General features: G+C 66.6%; 9 protein-coding genes. 7 read left to right on the top strand and 2 right to left on the bottom strand.

The genetic code is table 11. The features are described from left to right. Positions 1 to 145: 145 nt before the first annotated feature. The 5 genes from J7528_RS17830 to J7528_RS17810 all read left to right on the top strand — a co-directional run bounded on the left by J7528_RS17830 (position 146) and on the right by J7528_RS17810 (position 9,658). Entirely contained in the window at positions 146 to 727 is a 582-nt protein-coding gene (locus J7528_RS17830; RefSeq protein WP_291877097.1) for a sigma-70 family RNA polymerase sigma factor, read from the top strand. Then, complete coding sequence (locus J7528_RS17825; protein WP_291877094.1) at positions 696 to 1,670, top strand: FecR domain-containing protein; 975 nt, start codon at positions 696 to 698, stop codon at positions 1,668 to 1,670. The genes J7528_RS17830 and J7528_RS17825 overlap by 32 nt, the downstream gene beginning before the upstream one ends. A 420-nt stretch (positions 1,671 to 2,090) precedes the next feature. Further along, on the top strand, positions 2,091 to 4,859 hold the full coding sequence (locus J7528_RS17820; protein ID WP_291877091.1) for a TonB-dependent receptor: 2,769 nt from the start codon (positions 2,091 to 2,093) through the stop codon (positions 4,857 to 4,859). 54 nt (positions 4,860 to 4,913) lie between these two features. Beyond that, positions 4,914 to 8,081, top strand: a complete 3,168-nt coding sequence (locus J7528_RS17815) for an amidohydrolase family protein (RefSeq protein WP_291877088.1) — start codon at positions 4,914 to 4,916, stop codon at positions 8,079 to 8,081. A gap of 14 nt (positions 8,082 to 8,095) precedes the next feature. Next, the gene (locus J7528_RS17810; RefSeq protein ID WP_291877087.1) at positions 8,096 to 9,658 is read left to right on the top strand and encodes a flavin monoamine oxidase family protein; all 1,563 of its coding nucleotides are present in this window, start codon (positions 8,096 to 8,098) and stop codon (positions 9,656 to 9,658) included. On the opposite strand, the gene J7528_RS17805 is transcribed toward J7528_RS17810, so the two are convergent. Both J7528_RS17805 and J7528_RS17800 read right to left on the bottom strand, forming a co-directional pair. After that, positions 9,655 to 12,945 (bottom strand): ATP-binding protein, encoded by a 3,291-nt coding sequence (locus J7528_RS17805; RefSeq protein WP_291877084.1) that lies wholly within the window; start codon positions 12,943 to 12,945, stop codon positions 9,655 to 9,657. The genes J7528_RS17810 and J7528_RS17805 overlap by 4 nt on opposite strands. Before the next feature lie 203 nt (positions 12,946 to 13,148). Then, on the bottom strand, positions 13,149 to 15,530 hold the full coding sequence (locus J7528_RS17800; protein ID WP_291877083.1) for a TonB-dependent receptor: 2,382 nt from the start codon (positions 15,528 to 15,530) through the stop codon (positions 13,149 to 13,151). A 481-nt stretch (positions 15,531 to 16,011) separates the two neighbouring features. Between J7528_RS17800 and J7528_RS17795 the strand changes: the two genes are divergently transcribed. Together J7528_RS17795 and J7528_RS17790 are read left to right on the top strand one after the other, a co-directional pair. Next, positions 16,012 to 18,789 (top strand): TonB-dependent receptor, encoded by a 2,778-nt coding sequence (locus J7528_RS17795; protein WP_291877081.1) that lies wholly within the window; start codon positions 16,012 to 16,014, stop codon positions 18,787 to 18,789. Between the two features lie 80 nt (positions 18,790 to 18,869). Next, on the top strand, positions 18,870 to 19,358 hold the full coding sequence (locus J7528_RS17790; RefSeq protein WP_291877079.1) for an RNA polymerase sigma factor: 489 nt from the start codon (positions 18,870 to 18,872) through the stop codon (positions 19,356 to 19,358). Positions 19,359 to 19,395 lie beyond the last annotated feature (37 nt).

Below are 19,395 nucleotides of genomic sequence, written 5' to 3'. Positions count from 1 at the left end.
AGTCGCGAGGCGCCTGGGCGCCGAATATGCCGCGAAGCGGGGCGCCGAAGGGCGGATGGCAGGCGGATGTTCTGTCTGAGCATTGCCGATGTCGGAGGCGCGACCAAAGCTCGATGAACCTGGGTTTGTCGCTGACGAGGGCCCGTTGAAACAGAGTCGCGCCGAAATCGTCGCTTTTGTCGGCGGCCAGATTTTGCCGCATGAGGCGGACGTGCGCGCGTGGCTGCGTCGCACGGGCAGCGCCTCCGCCGACATCGATGACGTCATCCAGGAGACCTATTGCCGCCTGGCCGCGCTGGACAGCGTCGCCCATATCGCCAGCGGCCGCGCTTACTTCTTCCGGACCGCGCGCAACATCGCCATCGAGAAAATTCGCCGCGCGCGCATTGTTCGTATCGACTGCGTCACGGAAATCGACGCGCTGAACGTCGTAGATGATGAGCCCTCTCCCGAACGGGTGGTCGCCGGCCGTCGCGAGCTGGGGCGGGTGCAGCAACTGATCGAGGGACTTCCCGAGCGGTGTCGGCAGATCTTCACGCTTCGCCGGATCCACGGCCTGTCGCAGAAGGAGATCGCCGCGCGGCTGGGGGTGACCGAGAATGTCGTGGAGACACAATCGGCGCGGGGCTTGCGTTTAATCCTGCGGGCCTTATCGGAAGCTACGACGCAAGATCAACCGGCAGTCGGCAAGACCCATGAGCTCCATCCCGTCCGCAAGCGAGATTGACGAAGAGGCGGCCGACTGGGCCGCCCGCGTCGATGCGCACGGGCTGGATGTCGAGCACGATCCCGAACTGCAGGCCTGGCTGAGGGGCGATGCGCGTCGCGCCGGCGCCTTCCTGCGCGCCCAGGCGGCGATCAGTTTCCTGGACCGGGGCAGGGCGCTGGCCAGCGTCACGCCGCCGGTCGAGACCATCGTGGCCGAGCGGCCCAACCGCCGTGCTCTGCTGGCTGGACTGGGCGGCAGTGTTGCGGCGGCGCTGGCGGGCGGGGTCGGCTTCTGGAGCCTGCGGCCTCGGCGGCTGGACACGGCCCTGGGCGAGATCCGCAGGGTGCCGCTGGCCGATGGTTCGCTGGTGGCGATCAACACCCAGACCTCGCTCGACGTGGCGATGAAGGCCAAGTCGCGCCGGATTGTGCTCAAGCAAGGTGAAGCCTGGTTCCAGGTCGCCAAGGATCCCAAGCGTCCGTTCGTCGTGGCGGCGGGGGTGGCGCGGATCCGCGCGGTCGGCACCGCCTTTTCCGTGCGGCGCGGTGACGAGCCCGGCGCGGGTGTCGACGTCATGGTGACCGAGGGCGTGGTCGAGACCTGGATCGAGGGCGATGAGAGCTCCCGGCGGCGGGTCTCGGCGGGCAGTCGGGTGATCCTTGTCGGGACGGCTTCGCCGGTGGTAGCCGAGACGCCCTCCGAGATCGAACGCAGCCTGGCCTGGCGCAACGGCGAGATCGCCCTGGACGGCGAAAGCCTTGAGCAGGCCGCCAAGCTGTTCAATCGCTACAACAGCCGCCAGATCGTGATCGAGGATCCGGTCCTGGCGCGCGAACGGTTTGTCGGTCTGTTCCAGACCAACGAGCCCGAAAGTTTCGCAGCCGCGGTCGCCGCGACACTGGGCGCGGTGGTGGCCGACGACGCGCAAGCGATCAGGATCAGCCGCGCTCATAGTTCCTGAGCATATATTTCCGACGCTGATCATAATGGCAGTGAATATTGCTCATTCTATTTCGCGATATGAGTAAATCTGCCTTCTGCCTCATGTATATTGACTCAGTATAGGTTGCCTTGATCGGCCTATTGTCCTTCGATTTCAGGATCGGGGGTGTTCATGGGATTTCAGAAGCATCGATTTTCGCCGAAAACGACTTTCATCGACGCGTCTGTTCATGTCGACGCGCATGCGAAACAGGCGCCTGAAGTCACGGTTGTCGCAAAAGCGGGCGTGTTGGGCCGTGATCGGACCAAATGCGCCAAGACCCCCCGGAAAAACGGCCCACGCCCTTCGTGCTTTCAGGAGGCCGCGTTTGGCTGGCCTCGGAACGATGGGGGATTGTCGATGCGTGTGTGGACGAACCGTTCCGCCAGACGAGGCCTGTTGCTGTCTGCCTGCGCCGTATGGGCGCTGAGCGCCGAAGCGGCCCTGGCCCAGACGAACTTCAAGATGGACGCCCAGCCAGCGCCCGAGGGGATCCGCCAGTTCGCGCGCCAGGCGGGCGTGCAGATCCTGGTCCAGTCGGACGCCGCCCAGGGCAAACGCACCGCGCCAGTGCGGGGCTCGCTGCCGATCGATCGCGCCTTGCAGCAGTTGCTGACCGGCACGGGCCTGACCGTGGTCTCCAACGACGGCAAGACGATCATTCTGGCCCCGCCGCGTTCGGGCTTGATCCGCACCGGCTGGGCGACGACGGCCGCCGGGGTCACGCCGCCTGCGCCTGAGCCGGCTCCGCCAGAGCCGGACACGCCCAGCGTCATCGAGGAGGTGATCGTCACCGGCACGCGTTCGACCTCGCGCACGGTCACCGAGAGCATGGCGCCGATCGACGTCATCTCGGCGGCCGAGCTGACCAAGAGCGGCAAGCAGTCGACCCGCGACCTGATCTCGACGCTGGTGCCGTCGGCCAACACCTCCAACAGCGGCGCCGGCGCCAGTTTCGCGATCAAGACGGTGTCGTTGCGGGGCCTGTCGGCCGACCAGACCCTGGTGCTGGTCAACGGCAAGCGCCGGCACAACACCGCCATCCTGTTCGTCAACGGCACCACCCAGAACGGCCAGTCGCCGCCAGACCTGGATCTGATCCCCTCGGCCTCGATCGAGCGGATCGAGGTGCTGCGCGACGGCGCCTCGGCCCAGTATGGCTCGGACGCCCTGGCCGGCGTCATCAACGTCATCCTGAAGAAGAGCCCCGAAGGCGGCTCGATGACCGCGCTCTATGGCAAGACCGCCGAGGGCGACGGCGAGACCGGCCAGTTCTCCGGCAATTTTGGCATGCAGCTGGGGCAGGAGGGCTATCTGAACCTGACCGCCGACATTCGGATCACCGACCCGACCGATCGCGGCGACAAGACGCTCAACACCACCCAGATGTATTTCCCGCTGAACGCCCTGGGCCAGCCCGTTCGGGTCGGCACGGCGGGTGCGACGCTGGACCCGCGCGAGGCCACCGCTAACCGCCACACCAGCCACCCGGGCTCGCCCCAGGTGCAGCTGTTCTCGCTGGGCTACAGCGCCGGCTCACCGCTGGGCGACAAGGTCGACCTCTATTCGTTCGGCACCTTCTCCAGCCGCAACACCGCCGCCTGGCTGACCTTCCGCAATCCGAACGCCAGCAACAACATCACGGCGATCTTCCCGGACGGCTATACGCCGCGCCTGTTTCTGAAGGACCGCGACTTCCAGGTCGCTTTCGGGGCCAAGGGCACCGAGTTCCTGGGCTTCAACTGGGACCTGTCGACGACCTTCAGCCGCGACGATGTCGACTACTACACCAGCTCGCTGAACGCCTCGCTGGGCCCGGCCAGCCCGACCTATTTCTACCTGGGCACGTTGAAGTTCCAGGAGTGGACCTCGAACCTGGACCTGACGCGTGAAGTCGACACCGGCGCCTTCGCTGATCCGCTGTTCGTGGCGGTGGGCGCGGAATATCGCGACGACAAGTTCGAGATCGTCGCGGGCGAGCCAGCCTCCTATATCAACGGCGGCTATGTCGCCCCGGCCAGCAGCCCGCAGGCGGGCGTGGTGTTCGCGGGCGGCTCGCAGGGCGTGACGGGCTTTCCGCCGTTCTCGGCCGGCGCGTTCTCGCGCGACAACATCTCGGCCTATCTGAACGTCGAGCAGAAGGTGACGGAGAAGCTGGAACTGGCCCTGGCCGGCCGCTTCGAGCACTATTCGGACTTCGGCAACGCCAAGACCTTCAAGCTCTCCAGCCGCTACGCCATCCTGCCGGGCCTGGCGATCCGGGGCACGGCCAGCACAGGCTTCCGGGCGCCGTCGCTGCAACAGCAACACTATGCTTCATCCAGCACCATAGGCGTCATCGTGCCGCCGGCGACGACCACCCAGCTCTATCCGGTGCAGCTGCTGCCGCCGGACAATCCGGCCGCCATCGCCCTAGGCGCCAAGCCGTTGCGTCCGGAAAAGTCAGTCAACTACTCGGTCGGCCTGGTGGCCCAGCCGATCTCGCGGATGAACGTCACCCTCGACGTCTACCAGATCAAGATCGACAACCGCATCCTGCAGAGCGGCACGCTCGGACCCAACACCGCCGTCAGCACCGCCTTGGCCAGCCAGGGCCTGAACCCGCAGCAGGCGGCGTTCTACTACGGCAACTTCGCCGACACGAAGACGCGCGGCATCGACTTCGTGGTCGACTACCGCACCGACTTCGGCGATTTCGGCAACGTGCATTGGACCTTCTCGGCCAACCATACCAAGAACAAGTTCACCCGCGTCGTGCAGCCGCCGGCGGCGCTGGCGGCGGCGGGGATCGTCTATATCGACCGCGTGAAGATCGGCGACCTGACCGTCGGCACGCCCAAGGAGAAGTACATCCTGGGCGCGGACTGGACGCTCAAGAAGTTCAATACCAACCTGCGCCTGACCCGCTATGGCGAGGTCATCCAGCGCACCGCCCTGGCGGCCAATGACGAGACCGTCTCGCCCAAGCTGATCGTCGACCTCGACCTCAGCTATGCGGTCTCGGACAACGTCTCGGTCAGCGTCGGCGCCAACAATCTGCTGGACGCCTATCCCGACAGCGTTCGCGCCGCCAACCGCGGCACGCCTGCCTTCGCCTACTACAACCAGTACGCCCCGTACGGGATCAGCGGCGGGTTCTACTACGTCCGCATGGCGGCAAAATTCTAGGGTTGGCCTGGCCGGTCCGGCAGCCCCCGGACCGGTCCTTTTTGCGAGTTCAAGATGACCAAGACCTCCAAGCGCGGCGTCAGCCGTCGGCGGCTGTTCTCGATCGGCGGCGGGGCGATCGCGGCCTCGGGCGTGGCGGCCCTGACACCGCCCGGCGCGAAGGCGGCCGACCAGCCGCTTGCCGCTGAGACGAAGACCGTCACGGCCACGGAAGGCACCAACATCTGCGCCACGGTCTCGCCCGACGGCAAGACCGTGGCCTTCGACGTCTACGCCATGCTGTGGCTGGTTCCGATCGCGGGCGGCCCGGCCAAGCGGCTCACCGACGAGATCTACGAGATCGCCCAGCCCGACTGGTCGCCGGACGGCAGGACGATCGCCTTCCAGTCCTATCGCGACGGCAATTTCCACGTCTGGACCATCGGCGCGGACGGGCAGGGGCTGAAGCAGCTGACCAAGGGGGCGTTCGATTGCCGTGAGCCGCGCTGGTCGCCGGATGGCAAGACGATCGCCTTCTCGTCCGATCGGAGCGGGCGCTATGGCGTCCACCTGCTGGATGTCGCCAGCGGAGCCATTACCGCCTTCAGCTCGGGACCGACCGACGAGTTCGAACCGTCGTGGGCGCCGGACGGCAAGAGCATGACCTTCACGGTCGACAAGGTCCGGATCGACGTCCAAGCGCTGGACGGCGCACGGCGCACCGTAGCTCAGGTCAAGGCCTCGACCGACCGCTTCAACGCCGCCTCGGTGGCCAGCCCGGCCTTCACGCCCGACGGCAAGGACGTGCTGTTCACTGCCATAGAGAGCGGCAGGGCCGAGCTGCGCAGCGGGAGCGGCGTGGTGGTTGGTGGCGAGGATGTGTTCCCGTTCCGCGTCTCGTGGCTGCCGGACGGCGCGTTCGTCCATACGGCCGATGGCAAGATCAAGCTGCGCAAGCCTGGTGGCCCCGCGACGACGGTCGCCTTCACCGCCGCCGTGCCGGTGCTGACGCCACGCTATACCAAGAAGAGTCGCGACTTCCTGTCGGCCAAGGCCCGTCCGGTGGTCGGCATCGGCAGTCCAGCTTTGTCGCCTGATGGTCGGCAGGTGGTGTTCCGGGCGTTGAACGACCTCTACCTGCTCGACATCGGCGGCGGCCCGGCCAAGCCGCTGATCAATGACGCCTTCAGCAAGGTCGATCCGGCCTGGTCGCCGGACGGCAAGGTCCTGGCCTATTCGACCGACAAGGGCGGCACGCTGGATATCTGGCTGCGGGACATGGCCACGGGCGCGAGCCGACAGCTGACCAAGTTCGATGGTGCGGCGGTGTCCAGCGCCTGGTCGCGCGACGGCAGGTCGATCGCCTTCCTCAGCCAGAACGGCGGCCTGTTCGTCGCCGACGCCGCCACCGGCGAGACCCGCCGCGTCTATGGCGACCTGTGGGAGCCGGGCAAGCCGACCTGGGGGCCGGGCGACAAGACCATCGCCTATGCTGCCTTCAAACCGTACTCGGCCCGTTTCCGCGAGGGGCTCAGCGAGATCCTGACCGTCGACCTGGTCAGCGGGAAGGGGACCTACGCCCCGATCGCGCCCGACCGCTCGCTGGGCACGCGCGGCGACGACGGCCCGGTCTGGTCGCCCGACGGCAAGAGCCTGGCCTATGTCTTCGCCAGCCGCCTGCACGTCTCGCCCGTGGACGAGGCCGGCAAGCTGTTGGGCGCGCCAAAGCCCCTGAACGACGAGGTCACCGACGCCGTCAGCTGGGGCGGCGACGGCAAGAGCCTGATCTATATCAGCGCCGGTCAGCTGAAGCTGATCTCGGCGGCCGGCGGCAAGCCCAAGACCGTGCCGCACGGCCTGACCTGGGCCAATGTCCGGCCCAAGGGGCGGATGGTCGTGCGCGCCGCCAGCCTATGGGACGGCAAGTCGCCGACGCCGCGCAAGGACGTCGACGTCCTGATCTCCGACGGCCGCATCGCCGGCGTCGCCTCGCGCGGCGAGGTCACGGCCGACGTCAAGGTGATCGACGCCCCGACCGGCACAGTGATGCCCGGCCTGATCGACATGCACACCCATCGCCAGATGCAGGGCTACGGTTATGGCGATCGGGAAGGGCGGCTGTGGCTGTCGCTGGGCGTGACCACGACCCGTTCGCCGGGCGGCCCGGCCTATCACACGGTCGAGGACCAGGAGGCGATCGAGGCCGGCAAGCGGGTCGGCCCTCGCTACTACGCCACCGGCGAGGCGATCGACGGCTCGCGGATCTTCTACAACTTCATGCGGCCGGTCACCGAGCCGGGTCAGATGGCGCTGGAGATGCAGCGGGCCGAGGCGCTGTCCTACGACCTGATCAAGACCTATGTCCGCCTGTCGGGCGAGTGCCAGAAGGAGGTGATCGCCTGGGCCCATGCCAAGGGTCTGCCGCTGACCTCGCACTACCACTATCCGGCCCTGGGGCTGGGCATGGACGGGATGGAGCACCTGGGGGCGACCAGCCGCACGGGCTATTCCCGGACGGTCAGCGCGCTCGGCAACACCTACCAGGACGTCAATGCCGCCTTCGTGGCCAGCAAGGCGGCGCGAACCCCGACCTTGTTCACCTCCACGGCCATGCTGGGCGACGATCGCTCGCTGGTCGACGATCTCCGGATCAAGGCGCTGTATCCGCCGTGGGAATATGCCCGCCTGCTGGAGCGGGCCAAGCAGATGGCCAGCGCTGATCGCACGGCGATGTTCGCCTCGCTGTCGCGCAACGTTGCGGAGGTGGCGCGCACCGTCCGGGCGGGTGGTCGCATCACCACGGGCACGGACTCGCCGATCGACTTCAACGCCGTCAGCCTGCACATGAACCTGCGGGCCATGGTCAAGTTCGGCATGACGCCGTTCGAGGCCCTGGTCACGGCCACCAGCGCCTCGGCCGAGTATCTGGACGAGCCGCTGGGCTCGATCGCGACGGGGAACTACGCCGACCTCGTCCTGGTCGACGGCGATCCGCTGGCTCGCATCGAGGACGCCGCCAAGGTTACGACGGTGATCAAGCATGGCGAGGTCTATTCGATCGCCGACCTGATCGGTCCGTTTGCTGGCCACGCGCAACATGCCGCTCTGGGCGGCAAGCGGCGGTTCGTCTGCGAGGTCTCGGCGGAATACTGGTGGCACGAGCCTGACTTCCTGAACCACGCTCGCAACTCGTGTTGCGACGGGGACTGCGGCTTCGCGCCGACCTTCAGCCAATTCGCCTAAATTCGGGGAAGACGATGGGACTCTCGCGACGCAGTTTCCTGGGCGCGGTCGGCAAGGCCGGCGGCTATGGGGCGCTCTACACCACCATGATGGGCATGGGCCTCTTGGCCGCGCCGCGCGCCTATGCCGGTCCGCCGCAACTGCCGGCCGGCAGCGGAGCGGGCAAGTCGGTGGCCATCCTGGGCGCGGGCATCGCCGGCCTGGTGGCGGCCTACGAGCTGCGCAAGGCTGGCTATGCGGTGACCGTGCTGGAAGCCCGCGATCGTCCGGGCGGTCGCGCCTGGTCGGTGCGGTCGGGCTCCAAGATCATCCAGACCGGTCGTCCGGATCAGGTTGTCGACTGGGCCGAGGGCAAGCACGCCTATTTCAACGCCGGTCCCGCCCGCATCCCACAGTGGCACCAAGCCATCCTCGGCTATTGCCGCGACCTGAACGTGCCGCTGGAGGTGATGGTCAACGCCAACCGCTTCGCCAAGCTGGACTTCGGCGGCAAGGTGGTGACCGAGCATCAGGCGGTCAACGACACGCGCGGCGCCTTCACCGAGCTGCTGGCCAAGGCCGTCAACAAGGGCGCGCTGGACCAGGAGCTGACCGGCGTCGATAAGCAGAAGCTGCTGGGCTACCTGTCGGCCTACGGGGACCTCGGCAAGGGCTATGCCTATGGCGGCTCGACCCGGTCGGGCTTCAGCGCCAGCCCCGGCGGCTACGCCCATCCACCCAAGGCCGGCGAGCCGCTGCGCATGGCCGACATGATGAGCTCGCGGTTCTGGGGCGCCAGCCTGATCTTCGAAGAGATCGTCGACATGCAGGCGACCATGCTTCAGCCGGTCGGCGGCATGGATCGCATCGCCTACGCCCTGTACGAGCAGGTGAAGCCGGCCGTGAAATTCGAGGCGGTGGTCAAGGCGCTGCGGAAAACCCCGAAGGGTGTGAAGATCGAATACGCGGAAGGCGGCGCGGCCAAGACGCTCGCGGCCGACTTCTGCATCTGCACCATCCCACTGCCGGTGCTGTCCAAGATCCCGTCCGACTTCGCCCCGCGCGTAAAGCAGGCCATCGCGGCGGGCGAATACCACCACGGCACCAAGGTCGCCTGGGAGAGCCGGCGGTTCTGGGAGCAGGACGACTTCCAGTTCGGCGGCCTGGGCTGGACCGACGAGGCCAACGAACTGGTCTGGTATCCCAGCGGCGGCATCGGCGAGAAGACCGGCATTCTGGTCGGGGCCTATTCGATCGGCTTCTCCGGCCCCGACGCGCCGCCGAAATACGCGGCCATGTCGTTCGAGGAGCGCTTCGCGCTTTCGCGCCGGGTGATCGACAAGTTCCATCCCGGGCACGGCCAAGAACTGACCAAGCCCTTCAGCGTCTCGTGGATGCAGACCCCCTACAGCGAAGGCGTCGCCGTCGGCTGGAAGGAAGAGCAGCGCACCACCGACTATGCCGAGCTGTGCAAGCCCGACGGCGCCTTCTATTTCGCCGGCGAGCACATGAGCTACATCAATGCCTGGCAGGAGGGCGCGGCGTTGTCGGCGCACGAGGCGATCAAGCTGATTCAGGCTCGGGTGTCGGCCGCCTAGGCGTCGACCAGGCCCACTTTCGCCGACAGTGGCAGGTGGATCACGCAACGCAGACCCTCGGGCGGGAACTGCAGATCCACCGTGCCGCCCAGCTCGCGCGGCAGGCCCTGCTGCAGCAGGCGCGAGCCGAAGCCTCGGCGGGGCGGCGGGATGACCGTCGGTCCGCCGGTTTCTCGCCAGTCGATCGTCACTTCGCGCCGCTCGGCGTCCAGTGACCAGTCGACGAACACGCGACCCGTCGCCGTCGAGAAGGCGCCGTACTTGGCGGCGTTGGTCGCCAGTTCATGGAAGGCCATGTTGACCGTCACCGCCGCGTTGGGGCCGAGGCGGATGGTCGGTCCTGTCAGCGAGACCCGATCCTGTTCATCAGGGGGCAGGTGGATGCGCACCGTGCGAGCGATCACCTCCTTCAGGTCCGCGCCTTCCCAAGCGCTGGCGGTCAGCAGCTCGTGCGCACGCGACAGGGCGTGGATCCGTTCGAGGAAGGCGTCGGCGAAAGTCTCGGGGCTTTCGGCGTGGCGCAGAGTCTGGATGGCGATCGACTGGACGCTGGCCAGAGTGTTCTTGGCGCGGTGGTCCACCTCGGCCAGCAGGAGCTTCTGGCGCGCCTCGGCGGCCTTACGCTCGGTGATGTCCAGCGTGACGCCGGCGATGCGCAGTGGTCGGTCGCCGTCATAGGTGGCCCGCCCGCGCGCCAGCACCCAACGCTCGGCCCCGTCGTCGCCTTCGATGCGGTACTCGACATCCAGATCCTCGCCGGTGGCGATGGCTTGCTGGACCGCGGCATGGCGACGATCACGGTCGCCGGGATGCACCCGCCGGACAATGTCCTGGTAGTATTCGAACGGATCTTCGGGACCCAGGCCGAACAACCGTCGGAAGCTGGGCGAGACAGCGATGCGGTTGCTGTCGATGTCCATTTCCCAGCCGCCCAGGCGCCCAGCCTCGAGGGCGAAGTCCAATTGCGCCTGACTCTGCAGCAACGCGGCGCGGCCGCGTTCCGCGGCCACTTCGGTCCGAAGGTCCTGTTCGCGGCGAGCGGCCTCCCGGCGCTGGCGGGCCAGGCGCACGGCGCCGTCGACACGGGCGCGTAGTTCGCGCGCGCTGAACGGCTTGACCAGATAGTCGTCAGCGCCCGCGGCCAGACCCTCGACCCGGGCTTCCTCGCCGGCGCGGGCCGACAGCAGGATGACCAGCAAGCCCTCCAGCTTCGGTTCGGCGCGTAGCGCCGCCAGCAAGCCAAAGCCGTCCAGCCTCGGCATCATCACGTCGCTCAACACCAGGTCGGGCGGCGGTCCTTCCAGGGCTGCGTCAAGCGCCGCCTGGCCGTCCGCCACCGCTCGGACCTCGTAGCCGCCCGCCTCGAGCAGGCGTCTGACGTAGGCCAGCATGTCGGCGTTGTCATCTGCCAGGATCACGCGAGGGCGACCCTCGATCAGCGGGGCGTCGGCCGTCGTCAACGCATCCCGCTCTTCGACGTCCGGCAACCACCGCATCGCCTCGGCGACGAAGGCCTCGGCATGGCGGCTGGCGTCGACCAGGGTCTCGCGGTTCGAGAACTGTTCGCGCGGCAGATGCGCCGCGCCCAGCGGCAGGCTGACCGTGAAGGTGCTGCCTTGGCCCAGCCGGCTGGCGACGGACACCGCGCCGCCGTGCAGCTTGGCCAGCTCCTCGACCAGGGCCAGGCCGATGCCGCTGCCCTCGTGGGTCCGGCCGCCTTGGCCCTCAATCCGGTGGAAACGCTCGAAGACCCGCGGAAGTTGGTCCTCGGCGATGCCAAGGCCCGTGTCCTCGACCGCCAGCTCGACCCGGTTGCCGGTCTGGAGCAGTCGCACCGTAATCCCGCCGTCCAGCGTGAACTTGAAGGCGTTGGAGATCAGGTTGAGGACGATCTTCTCCCACATCTCGCGATCCACATTGACCGGCTGAGACAGGGGCGGGCAGTCGACGGTCAGGGTCAGGCCGGCGCGTTCGCAGGCCGAGCGGAAGTTGCTGGCTAGTTCGGCGGTCAGGCCGGCCAAGTCAGTGGGCTGGAAGACGGCGCGCGAGCGACCGGCCTCGACACGTGAGAAGTCCAGCAGTGAATTGACCAACTTGAGCAGACGAAGAGCGTTGCGGTGCGCCACGGTCAGGCGCTCGCGCTGGCTCTCTGGCAGGTCGCCGTCGGCTTCGAGCGCGTCCTGGATCGGACCCAGCATCAGCGTCAGCGGCGTGCGGAATTCGTGGCTGACGTTCGAGAAGAAGGCGGTCTTGGCCTGGTCCAGCGCGGCCAGCATCTCGGCGCGCCGACGGGCCTCTTCGTAACCTCGCGCACTGGTCAGGCCGGCGCCGAGCGCGGCCGCCAGCAGGTCCAGGAAGCCGAGATAGGCCTCGTCGAGGGGGAGGCGCGAACTGGTCCCGACCATCATCAGGGCCGGGGCGCGGGCCGTATCCGGCGCGGTGATCGCGAAGACCCGCGCGGTATGCGAAGGCTCCTCGTACGGGCCGCGCGCCGCGCCATCGTGGGGCAGGGCGACCGTGATCGGCTCCCGGGCGCCGGCCAGATCGGCGGACCAGGGATTCTCTACGTCTTCGGAGAGGGTGGCGGGGGCGATGACGTCGTCGGCGGCCACGCCCACCGATCCGGCCAGGCGGTAGCAATTTTCCTCGGCGTCCAGTTCGTAGAGCAGAACGAACGGCAGGTCGAAGGCGTGGTTGCCCAAGACCGCCAAAGCGTTGTCGAACACCTGCCGCGTGGCGCGCACTTCGCCCAAGCTGGCATTGAGATCGCGCAGAGTCCGGGCGCGGCGTTCGGCCAGCATGCTGGCCGTGGTCTCGGTGACGGGATGGAACAGGCCGCCAATACCGCTCTCGTCGCGGATCGGGCTGAGCGAGAAGGTGAAGAAGGTCTCCTCCAGATAGCCGTTGCGGAACAGGAACATCCGCTGATTTTCGAGGAACGAGGTCTCGCCGCTCAGGGCGTGATGGAAGGGTTGGCCGATCGCTGGCCAGGCCGAGGCCCAGGTCTTGGTGTAGGGCTCACCCAGCGCCTGCGGATGGGCCGCGCCGCATACGACGCGGTAGCCGTCATTGTAGATCTGGCAGTGCTCGGGACCCCAGATGATGTTGATCGGGAAGTTCGAGGCCAGGCACAGGCTGACCGTGGTGCGCAGGCTCTGGGACCAGCCCTCGATCGGGCCCAGCGGCGTTTTCGACCAGTCGGTCTGGCCGATCAGTCGCGCCATCTCTCCGCCCCCCGACAGGAAGGCGGCGTCGTTCGCGACCGAGGCGCCGTTGCGACTGCTCATGCACGGATCTCACGGATAACCGTGGAGGGAGCGTATCGAGCGGTTCTGGCGCGAGCAACGCTACGGGCGAGCAGGTCGGCGTCCTCCCTCGTTGCGAGCATGGCGGCCGACGCTACGAATACACTGGCGTATCTATGTTTTTCAAAGGCTCTAGGCGTGACTTCCTGCGACCACACGCCGCAGGAAGCCATTGGCATTCGACCCTAGAAGTCGGCCGAGATCGTGAATTGCACCGTCCGCGGCGGGGCCGGGCGGAAGCTGGCGGGCGTATTCACCGTGGTGCTGATCGTGCCCAGATAGTCCTTGTCGAACATGTTATCGATGTTGACGCGGGCCTTGACCTGGCTGAACGGTCCGGCCGCGAAGCCGTCGCCGATGTCGATGTAGGCGTTGACGATGGTGTAGCCGCCGACCTTCTCGCTGTTGACGAAGTTGGTGAAGCGGCTCTCCAGGTGGCGGGCCGAGACATTGACCAGCAGGCCGTCGAACGGTTCGATCGTCACGCCGGTCGTGAACACCCAGTCGGGGAAGTCCGGCACCTTCTTGCCAGCGATCGCCAGGGTGGTCGGAGCGGCCGTGGTGCTGGCGCGGTAGTTCAGGACGTCGTCCTGGAACTTGGCGTCGTTGTACGAGACGTTGGCGTTGAAATAGGCCTTGCCGGCGAACAGTTCGGGCTTCCACTGGCCGCTGAACTCGACGCCCTTGGCCTTCACCGCCCCGACGTTCTGGAAGAAGGTTTCGGTCACGCCGCCGCCGCCGGGGACCAGCGAGGCGAACGACTGCAGTCGGTTCTTGAACTCGGTCTGATACGCAACGATCGAGGCGTTGAACGTCCGGTGGTTGGCGCGGTAGCCGATCTCCCAGTTGGTTGAGGTCTCGGGCTGCGGCGCGGCGACCGTCGGGCTGGCGGCCGAGAAGATATCGTCCGCGCCGCGGGGCAAGGCCATGTTCTCGGAGTACGAGGCGAACACCTGGTCGCGGCCGGTCAGGCTGTAGACCGCGCCGACCTGGGGCAGGAAGCTGTCCTTCCAGTTGGCCTTCAGGATCGGGTGGCGGAAGTTGGCATAGTCGGCCGGGTTGCGATAACCGGCGATCTTGTAGTCGATGTCGGTGGCCTTGAAGCCCAGCTCGACCTTCAGCTTGGCCTCTAGCAGGGTCAGCGTGTCCTTCAGGAAGAACTGCTTGGTCTCGCGCAGCGACTTGTAGTCCCGCTGGGCGTGGACCCGCTCGTTGAACAGCGGCGCGCCGTCGGGGTGGCCGTTCTCGACGTTGTAGCGGTTCTGGGTGCGGTGATAATCGTCGTTCTCCAGCCAGAGGCCGGCCTCGATCTTGTTGAAGCCGACGTGCCAGGAGACCTTGCCGGTCACGCCTTGGCGGACGCCGTCGACGCCCGACAGGCCGTACTGGATGCCCTTGGGCGCGACGATGCCGGCGACCTTGCCGACCTCGGCGGTATAGCTGGTCAGCGAGGTGGCGTAGGCCTCGGGCGAGACGCCGTAACCGCCCTTGTCTTCGTAATAGGCCGTCGTGGTCAGGTCGAGATTGTCGGTGATCGGTGTGTTCAGCGTCAGGCCGTACAGGTGGTCCTTCCGCTTGTTGACCGCGAACTTGTAGTACTGGGCGTAGTTGGCGTTGGAGTAGGTCGGGCCGCCCGCCACCGCCGGCAGGTTGGTGGCCGTCTGGGCCGTGCCAGCCGCACCCGGGGTCGGCACGATACCCAGGTAGGCGAAGTAGCGGCCCTTGCGCCCGAACACGTCGCCGGCCGTCCCGGCGTACTGGGCCAGGGTGATCGACGGGCTGTCATAGTCGAAATAGTCGTTGTGGACGGTCTGGAAGCTGATGTCGCCGCCGTTGGACAGGTCGTAGCGCAGCTTGCCCTCGATATGCTTGCGGTTGATGTCGCCGGGGCCCCGCCACAGGTCGCCCTTGATCCAAGAGCCGCTGACATAGCCCGAAACCGGACCGATCTTGCCGGTCTCCAGCCGAAGGAAGCCGCGACGCAGGTTGTCGCTGCCCAGGGTGCCGCTGATCGCGCCGCCGGCCGTCTTGGATGGGGCCTGGGTGAAGTAGTCGACGATCGGGCCCAGCGAGGCGTAGCTGGGCAGGGCGACGTCGCCGGCTCCGGCCGAGGCGGTCACCCGCAGCAGATTCTCGTTGTCGACATAGCGATAGATCGGGCTGCCGCCGAACTGGTCGCTGCGACCCATCGGGATGTTGTCCAGCAGAAAGCCGATCTGCTGGAAATTGAAGGCGCGGACCGAGACCGAGTTGCCGAACTCGTACATGCCCAGCGCGTCATTGGCCTGGACGTTGAAGCCGGGGAGGGACTCCAGCATCTTCAGGCCGGTGATGCCCGCCGGCGCCGACAGCAGCGCCTCGCGGGTGATCGAGACCGTAGCGGTGGCGTGGTCGGTGCCGATCGCGACGCTGGCCTCGGAGAGGCGCTTGCCAGTCACCACGACGGTGTCGACCTCGGCGGTCTCCTGGGCCAGGGCGGGCGTGGCACCGCCCAGCACGGTGGCGGCGAGCAGCAGCGCGCGAAGGCGCGCGGGCGGACGATTTCTAACAGTCATGACGATCCCCAATCACTTTGATGGGGATAGCGTTGCTGTTGTTCCGTGGTGGGTAAATTCAGAATTTCTCAGGTCGAGGACATATATTGAAATAGTCCTTGTTCTGCGCATTGCCGTTCAATTTATGAACATTGCAAATATACATTATGAGAGTGGCGAAGACGATTGCCCGCCGTCATCATAGAGGGCGGCGATAAGCTGAAATTCTTCTCTGTTTCGATGATCAGAGCTAGGCCGCGTGCAGCGCGTCAAGCGCGCCGGCCTGTTTCAGTTCGATCATTGTCAAACTGCGAACGATGGCGGCGCCGGGCGCGCGAACGACGGGCGCCGTCTTGGCCAGGGGCGCACCCGACCCGGGCGTGAAGTTTTCATGAAATCAACAGTCCGGCGCTGAGGCCCCTCGAAGACGCGTCGTTGTTGCCGTCGGGGGCGTGGGTCGAGCGGGCACGTTCGGCTCCCCCGCCGTCGCAACAAAGACTCGGGGATATCGGCAATGATCGGAACGAACACGAACAGCGGCCGCGCGCGCCGCACGGCCTGGCTGATGACCAGCTGCGCCGCTATCGGCCTGTTCACCGCCGCGGGCGCCCACGCCCAGACGGCGCCGGCCGCGCAGGACGCGAGCGTCGAGGAAATCGTCGTCACCGGCAGCTATCGCCGCAGCCTGGAAAAGGCCGTGGACATGAAGCGCGATGCGATCGGCTTCTCGGACTCGATCGTCGCCACCGACGTCGCCAACTTCCCCGAGCAGAACCTGGCCGAAGCGCTGCAGCGCATGCCGGGCGTGACCATCGAGCGCAACAAGGGCCTGGGCGGCCGTGTCAGCGTCCGTGGCCTGCCGGCTGAGTTCACCTTCGTCACCATCAACAACCTGGCCACGGCCTCGGGCAGCGGCGGTCGTGACGTCGAGTTCGACATGTTCGCCTCGGAGATCGTCCAGCAGGTCACGGTGCAGAAGTCGCCGCGCGCGGCCGACGAAGAGGGCGGCATCGCCGGCTCGGTGAACATCTCGACGGCGCGTCCGTTCGACTACAGCGGCCGCAAGCTGGTGGCCTCGGCCGAGGGCGCCTACAACTCGATCTCGAAGAAGGCGGATCCGAAGGTCTCGTTCCTGGCTTCGGACACCTGGGGCAACTGGGGCGGCCTGGTGTCGTTCTCGGCCGCGCGCCGCACGAACCGCACCGACTCCAACTCGGGCATCAACTTCCGTCCGATGTTCCGCTTCTCGGAAGCCGGCGGCGCCCGCGCCGCCCAGGCCGCCTCGGTGCTGGCCCGCGACGCTGGCGTGATCATCAAGAGCAACACCAACCGCGACGAGACCGGCCGTATCATCTTCCAGGACAAGGTCGGCGACCGCGCCTACCTGAACACCCAGGACCAGTGGGGCGGCACCGCGTCGCTGCAGTACAAGCCGACGGCCAATTTCGACATCGCCTTCGACCTGATGGTCGGCGCCTTCGATGGCACCGAAGACCAGTATGACGCCGCGGCCTATTCGGCCTCGAGCCGCAGCACGCTGGAGACCATCCACGCGTACGACAAGGACACCCTGTCGCAATACGGCATGGTCGTTCTGCGCGACGTCTCCTACACCGCGACCCAGCACGAGATGCTCAGCAAGGAGCAGATCAACAAGACCGACTACGTCCAGTTCGGCGCCGAGTTCAACTGGCACGGCGAGAGCTGGAAGCTGCATGGCCTGGCCGGCTATTCGGGCGCCAAGAAGACCCTGGACTATTCGAACCTGAAGCACGTGGCCTACGCGCCGTCGCGCACCCGCTGGACGGAAAAGGGCGGCGAGACCGTCAAGAGCGCCAACCCGGCCTCGATCGACATGTACAACTCGCCGTCGAAGTACCTGTTCGAAGCCTATGAGACGACCCTGGAGAAGATCCAGGACGACAAGTACGCGGCTCAGGTGGACTTCACCAAGGAGTTCGCCTTCAGCTTCTTCCCGGCGCTGAAGACGATCCAGGTCGGCGCTCGCTACACCGACAAGTCGAAGGAACGTCAGTACGGCGCCCTGAACATCCAGGGGCCGAGCGCGGGCAGCACCGCCTGGCTCAACACCCGCACCATGGCCGACAGCCCGCTGACCCCGATCGGCGATCTGGTGCCCGGCGGCGACTATACGGTCCGCGACATCACCTGGAGCCAGATCTCCAACGAATACGCGCGCAAGACCTTCCGCTATGCCGGCTTCAAGACGCCGTTCACGCCGGACAACTATTATGAGGTGGGTGAGAAGGTCACCAGCCTGTACGCCATGGCCGACCTCGGCTTCGACGTCGGTCCGGTGCCGGTCGCCATCAACGGCGGCGTCCGCTACGTCGACACCTCGATCACCTCGGCTGGCTACCACCAGATCCAGACCCCGACCGGCGGCACGGCCTATACCCCCGCGCCGGTGTCCAGCGACGGCAGCTACAACAAGCTGCTGCCCAGCGTGAACTTCACCGCCGACCTGACCGACAGCATCATCCTGCGCGGCGCGGCCTCGAAGACCCTGATGCGTCCGGCCCTGACCGACCTGGCCTACAAGCGCACGGCCAGCTGGAACTCGTTCCGCTTCACCGACGGCAACCCGGCCCTGAAGCCGACCTTCGCCGAGCAATGGGAAGTGGGTCTCGAGAAGTACCTGCCGGAAGGCGGCCTGCTGGCGGTCTCGTACTTCAACAAGAAGATCGAGGGCGTCGTCCGCCAGGCCCTGACGGGCACGGTCAAGAACGTCACCAAGTACAACGCCAACGGCACGATCGACGGCGTCTACGACTTCGACGTCTACCAGCCGGTCAATGCCGACGGTTCGTACAAGGTCACCGGCGTCGAGCTGGTCGCCATCGTGCCGTTCGACATTCTGTGGCAGCCGCTGAAGGGTTTCGGCGTCAACGCCAACTACACGATCCTGGACAGCTCGCTGACCGGTCAGTCGATCATCAAGGTGCCGACCCCGCCGGTGGGCCTGGCCGACAAGGCCTACAACGTCACGCTCTACTACGAGAACGACAAGTTCCAGGCCCGCGTGTCCTATAACTACAAGGACAAGTACGTCGAAGGCATCGGCTACGAGATGTATCCGATCTGGCGCTCGGGCTACGGCCAGACCGACATGTCGGTCAGCTACAACGTGAATGACAACATCCAGCTCAGCCTGGAAGGCATCAACATCACGGACGAGGTGACCAAGGGCTACACGATGGATCCGTCCTTCCCGACCATGTACGAGAAGTCCGGACGGCGCTTCTCGCTTGGCCTGCGGATGAACTTCTGAGCCCGCTGGACGCCATCACCGGTCGCGCTCCCCCCTTCGCCGGGGGGAGCGCTTCTGTGCGTTCATTCAAGGGGAGCGGCATGAGGGGGCTGCGGGCCGAACTCGTCACGTTCCTGCAGCGACGCGGTCAGTCGCTGGAGGACGCCGAGGACATCGTCCAGGAGACGTTCGCGCGCTTTCACCGGGCTGGTCACGCGCTGGACCAGGCCGATGGTCGACCGCTGCTGTTCGCCATCGCCAAGAACCTGCTGAAGGATCACTGGAAGCAGTCCAATCGCGAGCGCGCCCGCACCCTGCAGCTCGACGCGGACGACACGACCTCGGCGTGGGAGAATGCGCCCAGCGAGGATCCGGCCGCCGATCGCCGCTCGATCGCTCGCCAGGACCTGGCCGGCATCGCCGCCGCCATCCGCGAGCTGCCGCCGCGCTGTCGCGACGCCTTCCTGCTGCATCGCTTCGAGGATCTCAGCTATCGCCAGATCGCCGAGCGCCTGGGTGTTTCGGTCAGCATGGTGGAAAAGCACCTGGCCGAAGCGCTACGACGCCTGAAAGCGGCGCGGGAGACCTGAGGTGTTCCGCTCGCCGATCGTTGTGAAGATACGTCCC

It is taken from the genome of Caulobacter sp. (assembly GCF_017744445.1).
Taxonomy (GTDB): domain Bacteria; phylum Pseudomonadota; class Alphaproteobacteria; order Caulobacterales; family Caulobacteraceae; genus Caulobacter.
Note: the sequence above shows the minus strand (reverse complement) of the source record. Positions and strands in the feature narration are given on the sequence as shown.